14 protein-coding genes and 2 pseudogenes are annotated in these 17,167 nt (G+C 37.1%); 9 read left to right on the top strand and 7 right to left on the bottom strand.

What is annotated here, in order from left to right; translation table 11 throughout:
• Window positions 1–29 precede the first annotated feature (29 nt).
• Window positions 30–2,201: a DNA topoisomerase III gene (locus J2Z81_RS09035; RefSeq protein WP_029268270.1), complete on the top strand. Its 2,172-nt coding sequence runs from the start codon at window positions 30–32 to the stop codon at window positions 2,199–2,201.
• A gap of 290 nt (window positions 2,202–2,491) precedes the next feature.
• On the opposite strand, the gene putP is transcribed toward J2Z81_RS09035, so the two are convergent.
• From putP to J2Z81_RS09020, 3 genes and pseudogenes are all read right to left on the bottom strand, one after another.
• Entirely contained in the window at window positions 2,492–3,967 is a 1,476-nt protein-coding gene (gene putP / locus J2Z81_RS09030) for a sodium/proline symporter PutP (RefSeq protein WP_226371201.1), read from the bottom strand.
• A 550-nt stretch (window positions 3,968–4,517) separates the two neighbouring features.
• Window positions 4,518–6,106: pseudogene (locus J2Z81_RS09025) on the bottom strand (FMN-binding glutamate synthase family protein).
• A gap of 303 nt (window positions 6,107–6,409) precedes the next feature.
• Window positions 6,410–6,661 (bottom strand): annotated as a pseudogene (locus J2Z81_RS09020) (transposase); the annotation flags it as partial.
• A 262-nt stretch (window positions 6,662–6,923) separates the two neighbouring features.
• Here J2Z81_RS09020 and J2Z81_RS09015 point away from each other — a divergent pair.
• Both J2Z81_RS09015 and J2Z81_RS09010 read left to right on the top strand, forming a co-directional pair.
• The gene (locus J2Z81_RS09015; RefSeq protein WP_029269354.1) at window positions 6,924–7,256 is read left to right on the top strand and encodes a CHY zinc finger protein; all 333 of its coding nucleotides are present in this window, start codon (window positions 6,924–6,926) and stop codon (window positions 7,254–7,256) included.
• 93 nt (window positions 7,257–7,349) lie between these two features.
• Entirely contained in the window at window positions 7,350–7,589 is a 240-nt protein-coding gene (locus tag J2Z81_RS09010) for an indolepyruvate ferredoxin oxidoreductase subunit alpha (RefSeq protein ID WP_029269352.1), read from the top strand.
• 60 nt (window positions 7,590–7,649) lie between these two features.
• Here the strand turns inward: J2Z81_RS09010 and J2Z81_RS09005 are convergent, their stop codons facing one another.
• Entirely contained in the window at window positions 7,650–7,787 is a 138-nt protein-coding gene (locus tag J2Z81_RS09005; protein ID WP_198020934.1) for a hypothetical protein, read from the bottom strand.
• Between the two features lie 155 nt (window positions 7,788–7,942).
• Between J2Z81_RS09005 and J2Z81_RS09000 the strand changes: the two genes are divergently transcribed.
• The gene (locus J2Z81_RS09000) at window positions 7,943–8,725 is read left to right on the top strand and encodes an ABC transporter ATP-binding protein (protein ID WP_029269350.1); all 783 of its coding nucleotides are present in this window, start codon (window positions 7,943–7,945) and stop codon (window positions 8,723–8,725) included.
• A 100-nt stretch (window positions 8,726–8,825) separates the two neighbouring features.
• Here the strand turns inward: J2Z81_RS09000 and J2Z81_RS08995 are convergent, their stop codons facing one another.
• Together J2Z81_RS08995 and betB are read right to left on the bottom strand one after the other, a co-directional pair.
• Window positions 8,826–10,034 (bottom strand): iron-containing alcohol dehydrogenase, encoded by a 1,209-nt coding sequence (locus J2Z81_RS08995; protein WP_226371200.1) that lies wholly within the window; start codon window positions 10,032–10,034, stop codon window positions 8,826–8,828.
• 43 nt (window positions 10,035–10,077) lie between these two features.
• Window positions 10,078–11,550, bottom strand: coding sequence for a betaine-aldehyde dehydrogenase (betB, locus tag J2Z81_RS08990; protein WP_029269345.1), 1,473 nt, complete (start codon window positions 11,548–11,550; stop codon window positions 10,078–10,080).
• Between the two features lie 253 nt (window positions 11,551–11,803).
• Here betB and cudC point away from each other — a divergent pair, with 253 nt between their 5' ends.
• Complete coding sequence (gene cudC, locus J2Z81_RS08985) at window positions 11,804–12,352, top strand: choline uptake/conversion transcriptional regulator CudC (protein ID WP_029269343.1); 549 nt, start codon at window positions 11,804–11,806, stop codon at window positions 12,350–12,352.
• Window positions 12,353–12,382: 30 nt separating this feature from the next.
• Complete coding sequence (locus J2Z81_RS08980) at window positions 12,383–13,267, top strand: glycine betaine ABC transporter substrate-binding protein (protein ID WP_029269342.1); 885 nt, start codon at window positions 12,383–12,385, stop codon at window positions 13,265–13,267.
• A gap of 52 nt (window positions 13,268–13,319) precedes the next feature.
• Here J2Z81_RS08980 and J2Z81_RS08975 read toward each other — a convergent pair whose 3' ends face one another.
• Window positions 13,320–13,754 (bottom strand): YmaF family protein, encoded by a 435-nt coding sequence (locus J2Z81_RS08975; protein ID WP_226371199.1) that lies wholly within the window; start codon window positions 13,752–13,754, stop codon window positions 13,320–13,322.
• A 143-nt stretch (window positions 13,755–13,897) separates the two neighbouring features.
• On the opposite strand from J2Z81_RS08975, the gene J2Z81_RS08970 reads away from it, so the two are divergent.
• From J2Z81_RS08970 to J2Z81_RS08960, 3 genes are all read left to right on the top strand, one after another.
• The gene (locus J2Z81_RS08970) at window positions 13,898–14,749 is read left to right on the top strand and encodes a MurR/RpiR family transcriptional regulator (protein ID WP_029269337.1); all 852 of its coding nucleotides are present in this window, start codon (window positions 13,898–13,900) and stop codon (window positions 14,747–14,749) included.
• A 114-nt stretch (window positions 14,750–14,863) separates the two neighbouring features.
• Entirely contained in the window at window positions 14,864–15,754 is an 891-nt protein-coding gene (gene murQ, locus J2Z81_RS08965) for an N-acetylmuramic acid 6-phosphate etherase (RefSeq protein ID WP_226371198.1), read from the top strand.
• Between the two features lie 15 nt (window positions 15,755–15,769).
• Window positions 15,770–17,149 (top strand): PTS transporter subunit EIIC, encoded by a 1,380-nt coding sequence (locus J2Z81_RS08960; RefSeq protein WP_226371197.1) that lies wholly within the window; start codon window positions 15,770–15,772, stop codon window positions 17,147–17,149.
• The last annotated feature ends 18 nt before the right edge of the window (window positions 17,150–17,167 follow it).

Genomic DNA, 17,167 nt, shown 5'->3' with positions numbered 1-17,167 from the left:
ATATGTTTTAAGGAGAAAGGATTTTTATCGTGAGTAAAACAGTTGTATTGGCAGAAAAGCCTTCCGTTGGTCGGGATATCGCGAGAGTGCTACATTGCAATAAAAAAGGAAACGGTTATATGGAAGGTCCAAAATATGTTGTAACCTGGGCACTAGGTCATTTAGTGACGCTTGCAGATCCTGAGGTATATGATAATAAATACAAAACATGGAATTTACATGACTTACCGATGCTTCCATCTAAACTAAAACTTGTAGTGATGAAGAAAACTGGTAAACAATTTAGTATCGTAAAATCACAATTAAATCGAAAAGATGTACAAAATATTGTAATTGCAACGGATGCAGGAAGAGAAGGAGAACTTGTCGCCCGGTGGATTTTAAAAAAAGCGCATGTTTCCAAACCAATTAAAAGATTATGGATTTCTTCAGTGACTGACAAAGCAATACGGGATGGATTTAAACAATTAAAACCTGGAAAGAAGTATGAGCATCTTTACGATTCTGCAGTCGCACGTTCAGAAGCCGATTGGTATGTAGGGTTAAATGCTACCCGTGCCTTAACAACAAAGTTTAATGCACAGTTATCCAGTGGGCGCGTACAAACACCAACCCTTGCTATGATTGCGGCCAGAGAAGAGGAAATTAATAAATTTCAGCCGCGCAAATTTTATGGCATTGAAGCAAAAACAAACCAAGGGATAACCTTTACATGGCAGGATGTAAAGAATAATAAGCGCATTTTTTCAAAGGATAAAGCAGATGAGTTGCTTAACCGGATAAAAGGGAAAACAGCAAAAGTTACGCACATTAAAAAGGAATATAAAAAGAAATTTGCTCCGCAGTTGTATGATTTAACTGAATTACAACGCGATGCAAACCGGATTTTTGGATATTCCGGAAAACAAACCTTATCATTGATGCAAAAACTTTATGAGCAACATAAAGTTTTAACATACCCACGTACAGATTCGCGGGTGATTTCAACGGATATTGTATCGACATTGAAAGATCGCGTTCAAGCATGCGGGGTAGATCAGTATGCAACTGCTGCCAAAAAAATACAGCGCAGTGAACTAAAATTATCTAAAGCAGTAGTTAATAATGCAAATGTGTCTGATCACCATGCTATTATCCCAACGGAACAACCTGTTATCTTACAAGAATTGAATGATAAAGAGAGAAAAATTTATGACTTGGTTGTAAAACGATTTTTAGCTGTTTTATTACCACCTTATGAATATGAGCAAACAACAATCACTGCTGATATTGCAGGTGAAACGTTTACAGCGAAAGGTAAAATAGTTAAGAAACAGGGCTGGAAAGAAATTTACGATTCTCGTTTTGAAGAGGATGAAGCTAAAGAGGAACAACATTTACCTGCTATAGATAAAGGACAGAAATTTTCAAGTGTACGTCTATCGCTGACAAATGGCGAAACGCAACCACCTTCTCGTTTTACGGAAGGTACTTTACTCCAAGCGATGGAAAATCCGGTTCGTTATATGGAAAAAGAGGAACAACATTTAGCAAAAACAATCAATAAAACAGGTGGACTTGGCACTGTAGCTACTCGAGCTGATATTATCGAAAAGCTATTCCATAATGCATACATGGAGACCAGGGGAAAGCATATTTTTATCACATCAAAAGGTAAGCAGTTACTTGATCTTGTCCCGTCAGATCTAAGATCCCCAGCTTTAACAGCGGAGTGGGAACAGAAATTGCAATTGATCGCTGAAGGAAAGCTGAAAAAGGACCGTTTTGTCGCGGAAATGAAGGAATATGCCAAAGATGTTGTTCAAGAAATTAAGGGGAGTGAGTCGAAATTTAAGCATGATAATATGACAGGTACGAAATGTCCTGCGTGTGATAAATTAATGCTTGAAATAAAGAATAAAAAAGGCCGGATGCTTGTTTGTCAGGATAGGTCCTGCGGGCATCGAAAAAATATCGCTAAAGTAACCAATGCACGTTGTCCCAACTGCCATAAGCGTTTAGAACTACGCGGTGAAGGGGAAGGGAAAATGTTTATTTGTAAATGCGGTCACCGTGAAAAACTATCTACTTTTAATGAGCGAAAGCAGCGGGAAAAGAAGCATAAAGTATCGAGAAAAGATGTCAATAAGTATTTAAAAAAACAAGATGATGATTTTAAAAATAATGCCTTAGCGGAGGCACTTGCTAAATATAAAAAATAAAATAAATCTTTTTAAAAATTATGATATTATTTTATACTAAAATACACATCTCCATGATGTGTATTTTTTCATCGCTAATAAAATTGAAAATATTAGATAGGAGTGATGGATTTGCCAGCTAAAACAAAGAAAGGATATTCAAAGCGCTCTTGATTTTTAAACAATTTGGATCTTATTATTACTATTTTTTATATTTTTAGGCATTCCATTAGGACCTGGTGTAACATATTTTCTATAAAAAAGAATGGAAATGACTTTATAGACACTTCCATTTGATAGAAAAAGTGTATTTACGTATCTGTGGTTAATTTTTCTTCCATTTTTTCAAATTGATTTTGTACCGGTTTCTTCGGATTTGAAGTCCACATGCTAACCACAATAACAGCGATTAAACTGAGCGCGAATCCAGGAATGAGTTCATAGAGAAAGTCTGATAATCCCGGTATCAGGAGCCATGTTATAACGGTTACACCGCCGATGATCATTCCTGCAAGTGCCCCCCATTTGGTCATGTGTTTCCAGTATAAGCTTAATAGTACAACCGGTCCAAATGCCGAACCAAAACCTGCCCAGGCATTTCCAACAAGTCCCAAAATCGTATCATTTGGTGTATAAGCAAGGATAACACTGATAATTGCTACGACTAATACAGCCAGTCGACCGATAAGTACGAGTTCTTTGTCGGATGCTTTTTTTCGGAAAAAAGTTCGATAAAAATCCTCTGTCACAGCGCTTGATGTAACTAGCAGCTGAGAAGATACGGTACTCATAATTGCAGCTAAAATCGCAGCCAGGATGAACCCTGTAATATACGGGTTGAATAAGACTTTGGAAAACACAATGAGTACTGTTTCCGGATCGCCAAGCTGTCCAGGGCGCTCGGCAAAGTAAGCCACACCAACAAGCCCCACGAGCATGGCGCCAATGATCGAAATCGCCATCCAGCCAATTCCGATTCGGCGAGCGGTTTTCAATTCTTTAACCGTATTGATGGCCATAAACCGGACAATAATATGTGGCTGCCCAAAATATCCAAGGCCCCATGCCAAGAAAGAAATAATTCCGAGAACCGAGGTGCCTTTGAATAAATCAAGCAATGAAGGGTCAATCTGTTGAATATGGTTCCAAGCTTCTTGTGTTCCTCCAACACTTGTAAACGCAACAATGGGTACCAATATTAATGCGAGGAACATAATAATTCCTTGTACAAAGTCCGTCATGCTCACCGCTAGAAAACCACCAAATAGCGTGTAGGCAACGACTACACCAACCGTTAAAAATAAACCAATATTATAATGCAACCCGAACGCACTTTCAAACAGTTTACCACCGGAAACCATTCCGGCCGTTGCATATAAGGTAAAGAAAATGAGGATAACAATACCGGAAATAAGTCTAAGCATATTAGAGGAATCACGAAACCTATTTTCTAAATAATCAGGAATCGTAATGGAGTCATTTGCAACTTCTGTATACATTCTTAATCTAGGTGCCACAATAAGATAATTCACATATGCACCCAAAGTAAGTCCTATCGCAAGCCATGCACTAGCAAGCCCCGTGGTATACATGGCACCCGGTAATGCCATCACCATCCATCCACTCATATCAGAAGCACCAGCGGATAATGCTGTAACGGCAGGGCCAAGTCCACGTCCTCCTAACATATAATCCGATAAATCAGATGTCTTTTTGTACGACCAATATCCGATTGCTAACATGACGAGCATATAAATGCCTAGTGAAATAAATATTCCTAAATCCACTGAATCGCTCCTTTATTTTCCTGATTAAGGGTTGTTCAAAACTCCGGTAAAAATGACATGTATCTAAATGCATCTAATCTTACATTCCTCTGCTTGAAACTACTACGCCCTCTTGAACTTTACAAACATCTACATCTTCACGCATAATAAGGTACTATTTCTTGGTTCTTTGGGATATGTTATGTCCCTATAATCTCATAACATGGCCTATTCTATAACATTTTACAAAATGGATATAAATATTCATTTTGACGCCAATCAAAGCAGAAGAATATTGGTTTATTTGAAATACTTTTAACTCAGCGTTTAGGCCTATCTTAAATAGGTTTGAACTACTAAACATTACTATTAATTGTTGACCACTTTTTAGGGAGGAGAAACTGTAGAAGAGACAAATCATTGCTTTAGTAATAGCCATTGTATATGGCAGGTTGGAGTTTTTGTGATGTTTAAAATCAAATATGTATACAATTCTTTCCTGAACTGTGTATTTTACACATTCCTTATATTAGTGGAAGTGATTTGATCAGCTACTTCCACTAATATAGGATTATTCTCTTACAATTGATTCATAAATTTCTTCTAAAGACCATATAATTCCTTTTTCATCTTTGTAAACAACATGTTCAGGTTTAAAATGTGCGGGTGAACTAATCCCGGCGGCAGCTGCAACCCGATATAATCCTTTACGCATGGTAATTAAATAGTTAGCTGTTCGATGTTTTTTTTCATCAATAACAAGCGCCTTCTGTAATTGGGGTCCGTTGTAGCTACACCAACTGGACATGCATTTGAATGACATTGTAAGGTTTGGATACACCCTACAGTGATCATAAATCCACGGGCGATATTCACAAGATCTGCTCCCATGGCCAACGCTATTGCAACGCGGTCGGGAGTAAATAATTTACCTGATGCAATAATCGTTACCTGGTCACGAATATCATGTTTTTTTAACGCATGATCTACTAAAGGCAATGCTGATTTAATGGGGAGACCAACGCTATCAGAGAGCTCCTGGTATGATGCGCCTGTTCCTCCTTCACCACCATCAATGGTGATAAAATCAGGTCCATGATCAAGTTCTTTCATATTCTTCGCTAAATCATCTGCTTCAAGATGGCTGCCAACAACAATTTTTATGCCAACTGGCTTTCCAGTGTATTCTCGAATTTGGTTAATAAATTGAAACAGTGAGGGAAGGTCATCATATTCACGGAAGCGATTTGGACTATCAATAGAATGAAAGGGTTTAACCATACGTATTCTGGCAATTTCCTCATTAACCTTTTCAGCATCAATATGACCTCCGCGTGTTTTCGCTCCCTGGCCTAATTTTATTTCAAATGCCTTAATTTGAGGAATTTTGCTTTTCTCTAATAATGCATCCCAGTTGAAGTTTCCTTCGAGGTCACGAACACCAAATAAACCAGGACCGATCTGCATGATTATATCAACGTCTCCCTTTAGATGGTATTTAGAAAGACCTCCTTCACCTGTGTTCATCCATGTTCCCTTGGCAATGCCAAGGCCCTTGGAAAGAGCTGTTATCGCTTGCTTACCTAATGATCCATAGCTCATCGCTGACATTCCTATTTGACCTTTAACTTTAAAGGGATACTTTGCTTTTTTTCCAATTACAATAACATCTTTATCGTTTAGTAAATAGTTTATGGATGTATCTTCCTCTAATTTTTCTTTACGCTGTGTGAATAAGGGGTTTTTAAGTAAAATATAACGGTTTGTTGTCACTTTCTCATCCTTGTTTAATTCCATTTCTTCTGCTAGTTTTGGAAATAAGGAATTTCTTACATAAAAACCCGCTTCTTCAAAGTCCCTTTGCGATCCAAATCCAATAACATCCCGTTTATATTTGGCGCTTTTTACGATATTTTTATAATCCTTTCGTGATAATGGCTTCGCTTCTAAATCACTGTCAAAAAGATACTGACGTAATTCTGGTCCAATCTGTTCGAGGAAATATCTTGCTCTTCCTAATAAAGGATAGTTTCTTAAAATGGGATGCTGTTTTTGTCTTTTATCAATCATAAATAAATATATACCAATTATTATCGTTGTAAAGAAAATAGTGGCAACGGTAACAAAACCAATTATCGTCATTATATTTGCCGTATTCACCTATATACGTCACCTTTCAATATCTGACATTCTCTATTTTAGATTGGTTTAAAAAGAAGGAAATATCCTATAGTATTGACAACTTGTTCCTCGGCATAAACCTATAGTTATGATAAATGGAAGCGGAAGCATGTTATAATAGTAAAAAAGACCGCGGTGATATGTCAAAAAAATATTAATTAAATATTTGATTATCAAGGTTCAATTTGTTTAAAAAAAGCAACACAAACTAGAACCAGTAATTAATTGTAATTTACTGGAAATTAAATAAAGGGATTTGGAAGCTAATGATGCTTCATCTATTTATGCTCCTTTCGGCGTGTAAATTTGGTTGTTACGTAGTAGCGCATCAACCAAACGCACAAATTTTCTTGCGGTTAGGGCGAGGGCTTTTTTATGCTGATGTATCGGTACTTCCTGATACTTTTTCGCGTAATAGTCTTTGTGTTCGGGAATATGCCTTCTTATCGAGTTGGCGGCTTCAACCAGATAATATCGCAGGTATTGATTCCCATTTCGTGTCAGGGAAGTATCCTCAGCCGTGAATCGTCCAGCGTATTTGGCATAGCACTCAGCAGACTGTTCATGCACAAACTGAGTTACCTGGAACGGATGGCGGCGACTCCTGCGGAAATAACGTGAGTCTTGAGACCCCGCAGGAAGTGGGTTTCTTCCGAGGAGGCTCAAGCCATGCCCGCGGAAAGCGTCCGCCAGTAGTGAAAGGTAACGTAGTTATCAACAATGAGATTTTTGTAAATTTGTAAGAGTTAATAGGCTGAATAGAAAAGCCTAAATATACTATACGAGGAGTTATTTCATGAAGATTGATCAATTTATTGTACACGGCGCAATAGACGAAAAAACACGTTGTGAACATTATCAGACTAAAAAAGATATTATTGCCATCAAATTTTTCTGTTGCGACGCTTATTTTCCATGTTACCTTTGTCATCAAAAATATGGATGTGGGAAAGGTGCTGTCTGGCCAAAAAAAGAATTTGGCAAAAAAGCAGTTTTATGTGGTTCGTGTAAAAATGAATTGACGATTCAGGCGTATAGAGATTGCAGAAATACTTGCCCGTACTGCGAGGCACAATTTAATTCAGGTTGTCTTCTTCACCATCATTTATATTTTGAGAAGGATACATAAACGATATTAAACTCTTTACTTGTAATCGATGCCTCATGTATCATTGGAAAGAGAAACATATAAGCTATTGAATTAAAGGGAGGTAGAATATAGATGGCTTTTGTAATATTAGATCCATGTGGTCCGGAAAAGTCAGCCGAATGTGTAAGCGTATGTCCTGTCGACTGCATTGAGGAAGGACCAGATCAATTTTATATAGATCCGGATGTATGTATAGACTGTGGTGCATGTGTAGCAGTTTGTCCGGTAGACGCTATTGTAGAGGAGTATGATTTAACTCCTGATCAGGAAGTATTCCTGGAGAAGGCTGAGGAATTTTTTGCAAACAAGTAGCGTTTTTCCATATAGATAGGGAAAGGGACTCTAAAGATAGGGTCTCTTTTCCTTTATTTTTTAATTTTTTTCTGCTTTTTCTGCTATGTTGCTTGCAATCCATCGCTTAGCTATTGCTTCATCGATTTCGTATACTTTTCCAGCTCGAAGTAAATTGCCATGATAGGCGGTCTGGACGTTCATTTTAACTTTAATCATTTTACAAAACTCCTCTGTACATAAATTATTCTTTTCTAAGTATAACATGTATCTTGGCTTGTTAAATGATAAAGAATGAAATCTTATTTCTATTATTATTTTCTTAAAATTGGTATATTTATGATTATAATCATATTATAAAGAGGCGATAGTAGATGGACCATACGATAAAAATGCAAAATGTTTCTTGGAAAAGAGATGGTAAGTTAATCCTTCAAAATATCAATTGGAAAGTGAATAAGGGAGAGCACTGGGCAATTTTAGGGTTAAATGGCTCAGGGAAAACGACTTTATTAAATATGCTCAATGGCTATATATGGCCGACGTCTGGAAAAGTTAGTGTATTAGGCAATTTATTTGGAAGGACGGATATACGAGAACTTAGAAAATTCATTGGTTGGGTTAGTTCATCTTTAGAGTATAGAATCAGACCAATGCACAAAACACAAGATATTATTGTTAGCGGAAAATATGCATCCATTGGACTTTACGAAGATCCAACTAAGGAAGATTATCAAAAGGCGTATCACTTGATGGAGGAGTTAAGATGCTGTGACTTACAGGATCGGACGTATCAGACTTGTTCACAAGGTGAAAGACAAAAAATTCTAATCGCACGAGCATTAATGGCTTCACCGAATGTTCTTATTTTGGATGAACCGACGAGCGGGCTTGATTTTATTGCACGTGAGGATATTTTAGCTACTATAAAGCGGTTAGCTGCACAAAAAGAAGGTCCAACGATTTTATTTGTAACACATCATATCGAGGAGATTCTACCGATATTCAGCCATACATTATTGCTTAGACAAGGAGCTGTATTTGCTCAAGGGGAAAGGGAAAAAGTATTAAATAGTGCGAGCTTAACAAATTTTTTTGAAAAAAATGTGCAAGTAGATTGGCACCATGATCGAGCTTGGATGGCATTGCTGGAATGAATGTTGATAAAAAAAGCATGTAGAGGAATACACATTCACTCTACATGCTTTCTATTCTATTTTGCTGAAAACTTTAAATGTTCATCGGTTATGGCATTTTTTATAGTGTCTTAGGAATTTGGTTAAAACAGCGTTTGTAAATCCATTTATAATCTTTTACTGTTAAGTCACGCGGATTCCCAACAGTTTGTGGATCAGTCATCGCTACTTCTGATAGGCGATCGATCATATCAGGTGAAACGCCTTGTTCTTCAAGAGATGGAACATCTAGATCTTCTACTAATTGGTACATTTCATTTACTGCTGCTTTAGCTGCTTCTTCTGTTGTCATGTGGAATGTGTCAACACCTAATGCTTGAGCAATTCGTGCAAATTTTGCAGGGTGACCTTTCCAGTTAAATTCCATAACAGGTCCCATCATTGCTGCAACACATTGTCCATGCGCAACTGGGATAATGCCGCCTAATGATTGTGACATTGCGTGTGCTGCGCCAGCTGATTCACTACCGTAAGAAAGTCCTGCTAACATTGCTGCTTGTGCCATTCCATAACGGGCTTCTAGGTCTCCACCATCTGCATAAGCGCGGCGAATATATTTCCCAACGTATTCCATTGCTAATAATGCAACTGCATCAGTAACCGGTTGTGCGTAATGCATCGTATAGCATTCGATTGCATGTGCAAGAGCGTCAATACCTGTCATTGCTGTTACGTGCGGAGGCATAGAAATATGCAATTCAGGATCTAAAATTGTTAAATGAGCCGCAATTAAAGGACCACCTGTATTAAACTTAAATTCACGTTCTTCATCTGTAATAACTGCCCATTGTGTAACCTCAGAACCAGTTCCAGCAGTTGTAGGAATCGTTGTTAGAGGTGGAATACGATTTTCCAGTGGTTTTTTACCTTCTGCTGCTTCGTAATCAAGTACACTGCCTTCATGTGTTGCTTCTACACCAATTCCTTTAGCAGTATCCATGGAACTACCTCCACCAACTGCCACTAACCCATTACAGTTTTCTTGCTTATAAAGAGCTGAACCTTCTGCAATTAATCTTACTGGCGGGTTTGGTTCTACTTTATTAAACAACACAATTTCAATACCTGCTTCTTCTAAATGTTTTTCTACAGGAGCAGTTACGCCAGCATTATAAATACCAGGGTCAGTTACTAAAAGTACTTTGGAAACACCAAGGTTTTTCACTTCTTCTCCAATATGCTTGATAGAGCCGATCCCGTGCTTGATTGCTGTTGGTAATTCAAATTGATGGAAATTATACATTTGTTCTACTTTCATATTTAAGCTCATTCTTTTTCCTCCTAATAATTAACATTTCACTTATTAATTTTATTTATTGGAACCAGTTGATAGGTTCTGGTTTTAAATTATGAAAAATATGTTTTGTTTCTGTGTACTCTTCTAATCCTGCTTTTCCTAGTTCTCGCCCAATGCCGGATTGTTTGAAGCCTCCCCAAGGTGCATGTGGAAAATAAAGATTAAATTCATTAATCCAAACGGTGCCCATGCGCATCTTGGCTACACAACGTTCAGCCTTAGCAATGTCGTTTGTCCAAACTCCTCCGGATAGGCCATAAATTGAATCGTTTGCTAGTTTAATAGCTTCATCTTCATTAGAGAATTTTTCCACCGTAATGACAGGACCAAATCCTTCATTTTGAACAACATCCATTTTACTTTCACAGTTTGTTAGAACTGTAGGTAAGTAGAAAAATCCATCCTGCAGTTTAGGATCCTCAGGTCGTTTTCCGCCTGTTGCTACGGTTACGCCTTCCTTAACGCCATTTTCGACATACTTTATTACTTTATTTAAGTGCTCTTCTGAAATAAGTGGCCCCATTTGCGTAGTCTCATCAAAACCACTGCCTAACTTAATATTCTCTACTTTTTCAACTAGCGCATTGACAAATTTATCATGAATCCTGTCCTCAACAATGAGTCTTGTTCCTGCAGAACAGATTTGTCCAGCATGGAAGAAAACAGCATTCATTGCCTGGTCCAAAGCAGTATCAAAATCTGCGTCAGCAAATACGACATTAGGGTTTTTTCCGCCAAGTTCTAATGCAATTTTTTTAACATTATCACTCGCCGCTCTCATTATTTTTTTCCCTGTTTCTATTCCACCTGTAAAAGAAATTAAGTCAACATCATTATTTTCCGAGAGTTCTGCACCTACTGCGTTACCTGCTCCTAGAACAAGGTTGGCAACACCTGCTGGAACTCCAGCTTCTTCCATTAATTCAAATACTTTAATAGAAGTAAGCGGGGTAATTTCACTTGGCTTCATGATAAGTGTATTTCCTGCTGCCAATGCTGGAGCTAACTTCCATGATGCTTGCAGTAATGGATAATTCCATGGTGTAATCTGACCGCATACACCAACTGGTTCACGAACCACTTTACTAACAGAGTTTGGAATAGGAGAATCGATGATTTCCCCACCATCTTTATCAGCTAATTCTGCGTAATAGCGAAATACACCAGCAATATCATCCATATCGCCACGACTTTCTTCTACTGTTTTACCGGTATCAAGAGATTCTAATTCAGCTAATTCTTCTTTGTCTCTTTCAATTAAATCAGCAATTTTATTTACAATTTGTCCGCGTTCAGTTGCTGGAGTTGTAGGCCATGAGCCATGATCAAATGCTTTTCTTGCTGCTGCAATGGCAAGCTTAGCATCATCTTCATCACTCTCCGTAACACGCGCAATAATTTCTTTATTGAAAGGGTTAATAATGTCTCTTGTTTTATTAGATTCGGAAACAACCCATTTCCCATCTATAAATTGCTTCTTGATGTCCAATAGACTCCCTCCTTAAAAATGTTAAATTTGTTAAATAAAAATTTAATGTTTTGAACAAATTAAATGTATCATGTTGATTTTAATTTGTCAAAAAGAAAAAAAGATAGATTTTTTTCAACGTAAGCCTAGCATGCGCTAAAGGAAATGAATTTTGTTTTGGCATTTGACATTTAAAATTAAGCCGTTACCATTAAATTTGTAAAATATTTATTTAATAAACAAAACAAACTAAATGTCAAATGGGGGTGAAATTATGGAAAGGTCACCTGATGAACAAGCAATAGAAAAAATAGATTATGCCAAAGACCAAGTTATTGGTGCTATATCCGAAACAATGGACTTGTATGGAGTTACTCCTTCAGTTGGAAAGTTATATGCAACGATGTATTTTAAAGGCCGGATGAATTTGGACGAAATGCGGGAAGAGCTTGAAATGAGCAAACCTAGTATGAGTACCAGTGTACGTAAATTACAAGAGATTGATATGGTGAAAAAAACATTTCAACGTGGTTCACGAAAACACACGTATATGGCAGAAAAGGACTTTTTTCGTTCTTTCATGTCCTTTTATTGTAAAATGTGGGAACGGGAAGTAAAAATGAATATGGAAGCCATTTATGAGGCGGATTTTTACTTGAAAGAAGTAATGGAAGATCAATATTGCTCACAAGAAATGCGTGATGAAGCAAATGAGTACTATCAGATGCTTGAAAGCTCAAAAATTTATTATCATTGGTTAGAAAGATTAGTTGAGAGTATTCGGAATGAAAGCATCTTTGATTTTTTACCAAAACATGAATGAAACATAAACTTAACAAGGAGAATAAATAGAATGAATTTTAAATGGGGAAAAAAAGTAATTTTATTCACAATCCTAATGATCGTACTTGCGGCTTGCAGTGATTCGGAGAATGAATCGTCAAGTTCCGAGGAAGGGAAAAATGACGATGAAATCGTTATGGCGCAGATCAGCTGGGCTGAAAACATTGCTACAACGAATATGTGGAAGGTTATTCTTGAAGAAAGAGGCTATGATGTAAACCTGAAGTTACTTGATATGGGAACAATTATGGCAGCACTTGAGAGCGGGGATTTAGATGTGAATCTTGAAGTATGGCTCCCTGTTCAGGATGCAAGCTACAAAAAGCAATATAAAGACACTGTTACATTTTTTGAAGAACCTTGGTACGATAATGCGAAAGTTGGCTTAGTTGTTCCTGAATATATGGATGAAGTGAATAGTATTGAAGATTTAAATAAATACAAAGATAAATTTGAAGGGGCAATTACTGGATTTGATCCAGGTGCAGGAACAATGGAAGTGACAGAAGATGTCATTAAGGATTATGATCTTGACTACGAACTGCTCACAAGTTCTGAACCAGCAATGATTACGGAAATCGATGAAACAATCAAAGAAAAAGGAAGTATTGTTGCTCCTTTATGGAAGCCACATCGTGTATTTGCTGAGATGGATTTGAAGTTTTTAGAAGATCCGAAAGAAACCTATGGTGGTGTAGAAGAAATATTTATTGCAACGCGGCAAGACTTTGCTGAAGACCATCCAGAGGTCGATCAATGGCTGAAAAACTGGGAAATGGATGATGAATCGATCGGTGAATTAATGAGTTACGTAAATGATGCTGATGAACCGATTGAGGGAGCTAGAAAATGGGTTGAAGAAAATCAGGATTTAGTTGATGAATGGGTTAATTAGATAGATCAGAGACCATCTCTACTATGGAGGTGGTCTCTTTTTATGCGTAACATCAACTTTTTGATGGTTCAATAAATCCTTTGACAACATGAACGTGCCCATCATTAGTAGTTGTTTTTGTTTTAACGTAGTGGGTGTGATAACCATTTGATAATGGAATTGGAGGACCGGTATAGTCTTCGTAGTAATGAATATGCTCATCATCAAACGTAGTATTTCCCCATATTTTATGCACATGACCATCTTTTGTATGAATTGGTGTGCTTGTCACACCAGGGTGTAAATGAGTGTGTCCATCCTGGCATGTTGTTGCTCCAGAATGAGCATGTGTGTGGCCTTTTTGTTCTATTTTTTTATCTTTTTGCCCTTTACGTATGGTTCGCGGTAAACCATCTGGATGATTCAAGTTGAAAGGGTAGCGCAAACCTTTGTAATGGTGCGTTTGATTGTACGTAATATACGGATTTGGATTCATTCCATAAACCATTGATTTCAATCCTCCTCATTTTTGGTGTATCAATAGTATAATATGCACAGTTTGCTTATACTGGGACTGTTATTGTGTTGGAGTTAACTTTTTAGAAATGATAGAATAAGAACGGATATAGACCGAATAAAGGGGAGATTTAAATGGCAAATACATTGCTCTTAAGTATCAAAAATCGAATGAATAGCTTGTCAGCAACCGAAAAAAAAGTAGCTTCATATATATTAAATCATGCTGAACTTATACCTAATATGACAACAAAGGAGTTAGCAGAAAAATCAAATGTCAGTGAGGCTAGTGTGATTCGTTTTTCAAAGACAATGGGAATAGATAGCTTTAAGACATTCAAAATTACCTTAGCCCAGGAACTAGCTGTATCTGAAGAGTATATAACGGATTTTTCCATCGTTAAGAAAAAAGATTCCCCGTACGAATTGTTTCAAAAGGTTACACATGTGAATAAAAGTGCCATTGAATCGCTATCAGGGTCTATAAATAAAAAGGAATTAGAACAAGCAATCGATGTATTAAAAGAAGCCAGAAAAATCGTTTTTTATGGTGTAGGTGGATCGGCAATTGCAGCAATGGATGCTTTATATAAATTCACAAAGCTAGGGTTTCAGGCAGAATTTAGCCAGGATTTTCATTATATGCTTTCTCATATACCGTATTTAAATGAAAAAGATGTTTTTGTAGCGATTAGTATGTCAGGACAAACGAAAGATGTTTTAGATTTATCCAGATTTTCCCAAAAAAAAGGATCCACACTGATTGCAGTTACAAATATTAATAAATCGCCTTTATATAAAGAAGCTGATATACGCCTGGCAACTCCACATGTAGAGAAAGACTTTCGGGTAGGAAGCATTACTTCGAGAATGACACAGCTCACCATCATTGATAGTCTTTATATAAGTCTTTTTAACAGTATTGGAAAAGAAGTTGTAGAGCAGTATCAAGAAGCGAGAGAGGAAGTAATGAAATTGAGAAGATAACTATTTCTTTGTCATAAATGAAATTTTGTTTCATAAATTAATTATTAATAGTTGACATTAAATTTCAAAATCCTATAAAATAGATATAAAGAAAAGGAAGGTGAGGAAATTTTTATGTTAGATAAATTAGTTACTGAAACTAGAAATAAACATACGATGGACCTTGATCAAATGTCTATTCAAGATATATTACAAATAATGAATAAAGAAGATGAAAGAGTTACTAGAGCAATTGAAAAAGAAATAGGATCGATCGAAAAAGCCGTACACATGGTTATTCAATCATTTCAGAATAATGGAAGATTAATATATGTTGGTGCAGGGACTAGTGGTAGATTAGGAATATTAGATGCTGTTGAATGTGTTCCAACCTTTGGTTCTCCATCAGAGATGGTCCATGGACTTATTGCGGGTGGGATGAAAGCGGTTTCAAATGCTGTGGAAGGAGCAGAGGATAATCCTGATTTTGGAAAGAAGGATTTAGAAAACATAGATTTAAATAAAAATGACACAGTAATTGGTTTAGCAGCAAGTGGAAGAACACCATATGTAGTTGGAGCATTACAGTATGCAAATGAAAAAAAGGCAGGGACGGTTGGAATATCTTGTAATACAAATGCAGAAATAAGCAAGTGCAGTCAAATAGCAGTTGAGCTTGAAACAGGATCTGAGGTATTAACCGGATCTACTCGTTTAAAAGCGGGAACAGCACAAAAAATGGTTTTAAATATGATTTCAACAACAGCAATGGTTGGGATAGGTAAGGTATATCAAAATTTAATGGTAGATTTGAAACCAACCAATCATAAACTAGAAGAGAGATCCAAACGAATTATTATGGAGGCAACAAATGTAGATTATGAGACTGCAAGCAGCTATTTTGAGAAGGCTAATCACCATGTCAAAGAAGCAATTGTCATGATCCTATTACAGTGTTCTCATGAGGAAGCAGCAGAAAAGCTACGCGGGGTCAATGGATTTGTGCGTAAAGCATTATCAAAATAAAGGGAGGGTAAAGTTATGGGCAAAGAACAGAATATGGCTAAAGGAATTTTAGAGCAGATTGGAGGGAAGGATAATCTAAAACGCATTACACATTGTATGACACGGTTAAGACTACTCCTAAATGATGACACCAAAGCTGATTATGACAAGCTAAAACAAATTGAAGGGGTTATGGGTGTAGTTGCTGATGAAACATTACAAATTGTCATCGGTCCCGGTACAGTAAATAGGGTTTCAGAGGAATTAAGCCAACTTACAGGTCTTGGAATTGGGGAGGACGCTGAGCCCGAAGTAGATAACTTAACCTTTGAAGAACAAGCAGCGATAAAAAAAGAAAATATTAAAAGAAAAAATAAGACGCCATTTAAAAACCTTCTTCGCAGAATTGGGAATATATTTATTCCATTAATTCCAGGTCTAGTTGCCTCTGGTATTATTAATGGAGTTGCAAATTTTGCTAAAAACGCAGGTGCAAATGACGAAGCAACTTGGATGCAAATTTTACTATTAATTGGAAGTGGTATTTTTACCTATTTAGCTATTTTAGTTGGATGGAATACCGCGAAAGAATTTGGCGGGACGCCTGTACTTGGTGCAATTGCCGGAATGTTCCTGTTTAATCCGATGCTAGAGCAAATAACAATCTACGGGGATGCATTAATTCCGGGTAGAGGCGGATTATTCGGAGTGATATTCGCTGCGTGGCTGATGGCTTTTGTAGAAAAATATGTTCGTAAAGGTATACCTGCCTCAGTAGATATTATATTTACACCATTGATTACCGTACTTTTAGTAGGAATTGTATCATTATATGCAGTTATGCCAGTGGCTGGTCTCGTTTCAGATGGTATTACGAACGGATTGACCGTCTTGATTGATGTAGGTGGTGTTGTAGCTGGAGCTGTTTTATCTGGATTCTTTTTACCTTTAGTTATGGTCGGATTACATCACGGATTGACGCCGATCCATGCGGAACTAATTAATGCTTATGGTGGTACTGCTCTCCTAACGATTCTAGCTATGGCAGGCGCGGGTCAGGTTGGTGCTGCAATCGCTATTTATGTGAAAACGAAAAATAAACGATTGAAAAATATTATAAAAGGTAGTTTACCTGTTGGGTTCCTTGGAATTGGCGAACCATTATTATATGGGGTAACCTTGCCATTAGGCAGACCTTTTATTACCGCGTGTATTGGTGCAGCGTTTGGCGGTGCTTTCCAAGCTGTTATGCACACCGCAGCAGCAGGAATTGGGGTTTCCGGACTATCATTAATTCCATTAATTACAGATGGAAAATATTTTAGCTATTTTGTTGGTCTAGTTATTTCATATGTGTTTGGATTTTTATTTACGTATTTATTTGGATTTAAAGAAGAAATGGCAGACGGAATTTAAGTTCGTATGGTCACAAAT

Origin of the sequence: Virgibacillus alimentarius (assembly GCF_017874635.1) — a bacterium.
Taxonomy (GTDB): Bacteria; Bacillota; Bacilli; order Bacillales; family Amphibacillaceae; genus Virgibacillus_B; species Virgibacillus_B alimentarius.
Note: the sequence above shows the minus strand (reverse complement) of the source record. Positions and strands in the feature narration are given on the sequence as shown.

Coding starts and splice junctions, on each gene's coding strand:
- J2Z81_RS09015 (WP_029269354.1), top strand. CDS start 6,924: ATGAAGATTGATCAATTTATTGTACACGGCGCAATAGACGAAAAAACA.
- J2Z81_RS09010 (WP_029269352.1), top strand. CDS start 7,350: ATGGCTTTTGTAATATTAGATCCATGTGGTCCGGAAAAGTCAGCCGAA.
- J2Z81_RS09005 (WP_198020934.1), bottom strand. CDS start 7,787: ATGATTAAAGTTAAAATGAACGTCCAGACCGCCTATCATGGCAATTTA.
- J2Z81_RS09000 (WP_029269350.1), top strand. CDS start 7,943: ATGGACCATACGATAAAAATGCAAAATGTTTCTTGGAAAAGAGATGGT.
- J2Z81_RS08995 (WP_226371200.1), bottom strand. CDS start 10,034: ATGAGCTTAAATATGAAAGTAGAACAAATGTATAATTTCCATCAATTT.
- cudC (WP_029269343.1), top strand. CDS start 11,804: ATGGAAAGGTCACCTGATGAACAAGCAATAGAAAAAATAGATTATGCC.
- J2Z81_RS08980 (WP_029269342.1), top strand. CDS start 12,383: ATGAATTTTAAATGGGGAAAAAAAGTAATTTTATTCACAATCCTAATG.
- J2Z81_RS08975 (WP_226371199.1), bottom strand. CDS start 13,754: ATGGTTTATGGAATGAATCCAAATCCGTATATTACGTACAATCAAACG.
- J2Z81_RS08970 (WP_029269337.1), top strand. CDS start 13,898: ATGGCAAATACATTGCTCTTAAGTATCAAAAATCGAATGAATAGCTTG.
- murQ (WP_226371198.1), top strand. CDS start 14,864: ATGTTAGATAAATTAGTTACTGAAACTAGAAATAAACATACGATGGAC.
- J2Z81_RS08960 (WP_226371197.1), top strand. CDS start 15,770: ATGGGCAAAGAACAGAATATGGCTAAAGGAATTTTAGAGCAGATTGGA.